Origin of the sequence: Acetobacter sp., from assembly GCF_047721705.1 — a bacterium.
Lineage (GTDB): Bacteria > Pseudomonadota > Alphaproteobacteria > Acetobacterales > Acetobacteraceae > Acetobacter.
This window is the reverse complement of the sequence record NZ_JBDNXK010000139.1, coordinates 1-5,079: the sequence shown is the minus strand read 5'-3', so window position 1 is coordinate 5,079 and position 5,079 is coordinate 1. Positions and strand designations below refer to the sequence as shown.

Genomic DNA, 5,079 nt, shown 5'->3' with positions numbered 1-5,079 from the left:
TCTATGATCTAATTTTCGGTGACTATGTAATTTTACCAAAAGCTCTCCGGTAAGAACCCTTTGGTCATATTTTCCAATGCAGCTATTGCAGCGGGAGAAGTAACCCGATGTTCCCAATTGAAGCGGGGAAGGGGTATGGAAGCCAGATATGATATTAGGAAAGATGCATGACGCCATTTGATCTGGGGATTTTTGAACTAAAAACCTGGCAGGGAGGTACTGTTATAGCCTCTGAGACGACAGGGTATCTACGGCAAGATTTTGATTCAGGTGTAAAAAATCAACCCGTTCTGATGATGCAGTCGTCATCCAACCCTGATGTTGGCGTCTTGTTTAATCCGTCCTCTGGAACGGGTTCATTACAGGTTGATACTGATAATCTGCAGGCTCCTTTTCTGTCATTTATTCTTGAACAAGGAGAGGCTTCAGGCATCGTCAGTTTGCGCCACCCTCTTAATGGTAGATATCTTCGATCGCTGGGGTCTATCGAGCCGCAGATAGACATTGCGGCAGATCAGGCAAATGCTTGGGAAAAATTTGTGCTTTGCCGGCGCCTCGACGTTATGCCGTCTTCTGGATTGTTGGAAAATATTGCCAAGCTTTTGATTTCTCCCATGTCATCGAATGATGTGCGGGAGTGGGTGAAGGCCTATAATGTGTCAATGGCAGGTGCAGTGGGGCAAGCCGTTGTGCGACTCCTGCTCGCTCATCCAAATGGACCGGCCATTTTCGATCAAGTTTCTTCTTCGCTGGCTTTGCCGGAAATTAATAATTTCGAATATGCATCAATCCACCGAAGAATTCTCAGTGATCGTGCTGGCTCGGCATTTTCCCGATTGACTAGCTGTCTTTCTGAAAGGCGTACGGGTGAAGATTCTGCTTCTCTTGCTGACTCCGTGATGGCAATTCCCACGGAAGCACGAGGACGGGATTTTGCGACCACTGTGGCCACTCTGCTGCGCCATGAAGTTCCAAACCACTATCAGTCAGTAGTACAGACAGAGAGAGGAGGAATGTCATATCTTACTGTTCCACAAGGTATTGTATCCGGTGATGGGCAGTGTGTAATTGGTGCTGATGGACATGTGTTTCTTGTGGGTGGAAGCAATAATGTTGAAGCCCTTTACGAAACGGGTGGCGATACAAAAAAGATTCAGCATAACCAAGATGAGTGGTACGCTTTACTGGCTAATCGACAACTTAGGCTCAAAAAACTAGCGTGCCGCTATGTGCAGATCATTATTCCGGAAAAGACAACTGCCCTAGCTCATCTTTTTCCACGACGGTTGACCACGCCAAGTGTAATATTACGTGCAGTTGAGCAGGCTATTGCCGTTAACACCACTCTTTCTACGTCGTATATGTCAATTGTCGATCTTTTTAAGGATTCTCGTGTATCTGAATTCTATAAAAGAACAGATACGCATTTGCAGCCGCTCGGTGTATTTACTATTTTCAAGAATGTATGCAAAAAATATCTCAATTATGACTTGGAAATACCTGCATTTGATCGCCTGTTAGTTATGGGAAGTGACATGGGTTACCGGTTTTTCGGCTCGTCGGTCGCTGAACTGGTTTGGGAATGCGAGGTGCCGAATGTCTGCATGTCACGTCAATTAGTTGAACAGGTCGAAGCAGCACCGGGAAAACATATTGGCCAGAGGTCCGTATGGCGTAACCCACAAGCCCCATTGCAGCAAAAAATTATTGCTTTCGGGAATTCGTTTTTCGGTTCCTGTTTTGATCAGGGGTGCTTGGGGTGGTGGTTTTCCAATTTTTTCGCAGAATTTCATCTTATTTGGTCGCCTTCAGTCGATTACGATTATGTAGCGTTACATAAGCCTGATATGGTGATCTGTCAGACAGCCGAACGCTTTATGACAATTGTCCCCGATTCATAATAACATTCTGAAATTACTTATTTTTATTGGCTGTTTGATGAGTATAAATTCTTGCGCGAGTGGATTGTGTTGCTTCTATAATTGAAAAATCCAAGGCGCTCTAATTGTTAGGGCGATAGAAGCGGCGTTGCTACTGGCAGGTCAAGCATCGCCAGAATTTCGGCGGCAGCCGCCTCGGCGGGGGTGATTGCCTCGGGAGCCCGCAGGCTTTCCAGAAGAGTTGAAAACCCTTTCTTCTGAGCCGCGCCAATAGCGGGATCGGTTATCAATCGTACCACCGTCTCAGCCAGTTTTCGTGGGTCACAGTTTTCCTGAAGCAGTTCGGGCACCAGTTCCCGTCTTGCGAGCAGGTTGACCATGGCTACATGCGGAACCCGGATCAATCGCCGGGCAATGGCGGCGGTGAGAGAGTTGACGCGGTAGGTGACGGCCATCGGAACACCGGCCAGCGCCAGTTCCAGTGTGGATGTGCCGGATTTGGTCAGTGCAGCGCTCGCCGCCGCAAAAGCGTCATGCTTGTCCGCCGTTTCCGTCACGATGAGGGGGCGCACTGTCCAGTTGGCTGTGGCTTTCGCCACTGTGTCCGCGACAACGGGGGAAACTGGAATGACGGGCACGACATTCGGGAGACGCTGCTTGAGGAGAGACAGCATCGCGCCGAAAACGGGAAGCAGCCGGGGGGCTTCTGATCGCCGACTTCCGGGCATGAGAATCAGAACTGGTGCATCCGGCCTCAGTTGATGGCGCGCACGGAAGCGAGCTGCATCGCCAGTATCCGCTTCGGATTGCAGAACCGGATGACCGACAAAGCGCGTCTCAAGTCCGTGCTGTTTGAAAAACTCTTCTTCAAACGGCAGCAGGACCAGCAGCTTTCCCCATAGGCCGGGAAATTTTCTGACTCGATGCTCACGCCATGCCCAGACCTGTGGGGCCACATAATGGACACGCGGGATACCCAGTGGAGCGATCCGTTTCAGTAGCCGTAGCGCAAAGCCGGGACTGTCGATGGTCACCACCAGATCGGGTTTGAGATGCTCTATCTGTGCGACGGCCTCCTTCAGGCGACGCGATAGATGGCGTATGCGGGGAAGAATCTCGACCAGCCCCATGACGGCCAGATCTTTCATGGGAAACAGGGTTTCGAAGCCCGCCTCACTCATGCGCGGGCCACCGATTCCAGCAAACCGGATGTCGGGTCGCTGTGCTCGGAGTGCGGCCATCAGACGTGCGCCCAGCACGTCTCCACTGGCCTCTCCAGCCAGCAGCCAGATGAGGGGAGCATCAGCCATCAAGAGTTGCCCTGACTATGTCAGGAGCATGCGGCCGCAGCGATTTTGGTCTTGGACGGGCCGAGCACATGAAAGCGCAGTCGTTCCGCTGCTGCCGAAAGGCGCGCACCGCTGGTTTTTGTCTTGAGGTGGAGTTCGACGCCCCGACTATTCTGCATGACCAGTGAGCCTGTGCCGCCGCCTGCCGTGGCCTCGGTGTGAACGGCCCAGAATGTGCTGTCGAGCTGGTCTGCGCTGCTCAGCCCCGTGACCTCGCCATGAGCGCAGGCCTTCGAGTAGCCTATGGCGGGCGCGCCCCCCCCTTCGACACGGATGGCGTAATCCTCGCCCCCAATGGAAAGTATGACGTTGCCCGATGTGTAGCCCGGGCCGACATTGACCTGTGAAATTCTGAAAACGATCTGGTCGCTGTTTTCCTTGGCAGCCGTGTCGGTCGGCAGCGGATTGGCAAATGCGCTGCTGTCGGCAAGGGTGGTGAGTCCGCTTACGGTAATTGCAAAGGTCGCTGCCAGAAATGATCGGGTCAAAGTTACACTCCTCAGGCGGTACGTTTCTGGCAGGCATTCAGGTACAGCTGTCCGGATGCTAGCGAAATAACGATTGATAAACCGTATCCGCTGGACAATGCAGCCAGCCTGACGAACCTTACTCAATGCTGTTGTTTCATCTCTTGTCATCTCCTGCAAGAATGTTTGCGCGGGAGCGTGGTTTCCAGATCACGGTGTTCTTTTTTGCAGCGTGAAAAACTTCGGCTGGAGCCCTCTCGACAAAGATGCACCGTGTGGGGCAGGGGACAATTTGTGAACTCAGAGGAGAGACGGCAATGGCCTGTGCCTACGATTTCAGCCTGCCCGGCCTGACGGGAGGCTCGGTTGATCTCGGCGAGTGGCGGGGCAAGCCCTTGCTGATCGTCAATACGGCGTCCAAGTGCGGCTTCACTCCGCAATATGAAGGGCTGCAGGCGCTGTGGTCCGAAATGGAGCACGAGCTGATTGTCATTGGCGTGCCGTCAAACGATTTTGGCCAGCAGGAACCGGGCAGCGCCGTGCAGATCGCTTCCTTCTGCGCCCGCAATTACGGCGTCAGCTTCCCCATGACGGTCCGGTGCCATGTGCGTGGAGCGGAAGTCACACCGCTGTTCGCATGGCTGGCGCAGCAAAGCGGCTTTCTGGGACGCCCGCGCTGGAATTTCTTCAAATATTTCATCAATCGGCAGGGTCAGCTCGACACATGGTTTTCCAGTCTTGCCTCGCCTACATCCAATCGGGTGCGTGAAACCGCGACACGTCTCGTTCTGAACGCCTGATCTGTCGTCTTTGACGGCGAGATGTCCGGGCATTTCTCACAGGCAGCCATAAAACCGCCACGCCCCCCGTTCACAGATCCGTTTTGTTTTTGGGATGCCGGGGGCGACGGCGTCTTGCGACGATGGTAGAGAACCGCATGATGACATTCCGCCCGTTTGCTCTGTTTCCGTCTGCCACCATGCCGGGTCCGGCTGCTGGTGCGCTGATTTCCGGCAATCTTCAGTCCGTGTCAGGGCCGCTTGTCCTGCTTTCGGCAGGGCTTGGAAACAATCATGGAAACAGTGACCTGCGCGCCACCAGCGACGATCGGCTGACGGATGGCGGTGCTGGAAACGGCGGCTCGGGCGGGAATGATGGCGGCCGTTCTGGTGGGGGACAGCCGCCGGGCTGGGGTGGTCCACCGCGTCGGCCCCGTTTCAGGATGTGGCGCAGATTCCTTGGCGGCTCGGTGGCTCTCCTGCTGCTGGGAACGGCGACGGCGGGTGTGCTCGTCTGGTATAAATACGCCGGACTTGTTTCCGACCTTCCGACCGTCGAAGGGCTGAGAACCTATCAGCCGCCGGTGATGAGCCGCCTGTATTC

The 5,079-nt window shown here is 53.9% G+C and carries 4 protein-coding genes and 1 pseudogene; 3 read left to right on the top strand and 2 right to left on the bottom strand.

Features of this window, described 5'->3' with window-relative positions:
• The first annotated feature begins 167 nt into the window (after positions 1 to 167).
• Positions 168 to 1,901: a hypothetical protein gene (locus tag ABF824_RS15370; protein ID WP_415489857.1), complete on the top strand. Its 1,734-nt coding sequence runs from the start codon at positions 168 to 170 to the stop codon at positions 1,899 to 1,901.
• A gap of 107 nt (positions 1,902 to 2,008) precedes the next feature.
• On the opposite strand, the gene lpxB is transcribed toward ABF824_RS15370, so the two are convergent.
• Together lpxB and ABF824_RS15360 are read right to left on the bottom strand one after the other, a co-directional pair.
• Positions 2,009 to 3,190 carry a lipid-A-disaccharide synthase gene (gene lpxB, locus ABF824_RS15365; protein WP_415489856.1) on the bottom strand — a complete coding sequence of 394 codons (1,182 nt, stop codon included), beginning with the start codon at positions 3,188 to 3,190 and terminating at the stop codon, positions 2,009 to 2,011.
• Between the two features lie 20 nt (positions 3,191 to 3,210).
• Entirely contained in the window at positions 3,211 to 3,717 is a 507-nt protein-coding gene (locus tag ABF824_RS15360) for a hypothetical protein (RefSeq protein ID WP_415489855.1), read from the bottom strand.
• 296 nt (positions 3,718 to 4,013) lie between these two features.
• On the opposite strand from ABF824_RS15360, the gene ABF824_RS15355 reads away from it, so the two are divergent.
• Positions 4,014 to 4,496, top strand: a complete 483-nt coding sequence (locus ABF824_RS15355; protein WP_415489854.1) for a glutathione peroxidase — start codon at positions 4,014 to 4,016, stop codon at positions 4,494 to 4,496.
• A gap of 137 nt (positions 4,497 to 4,633) precedes the next feature.
• Positions 4,634 to 5,079 (top strand): annotated as a pseudogene (locus tag ABF824_RS15350) (hypothetical protein); the annotation flags it as partial.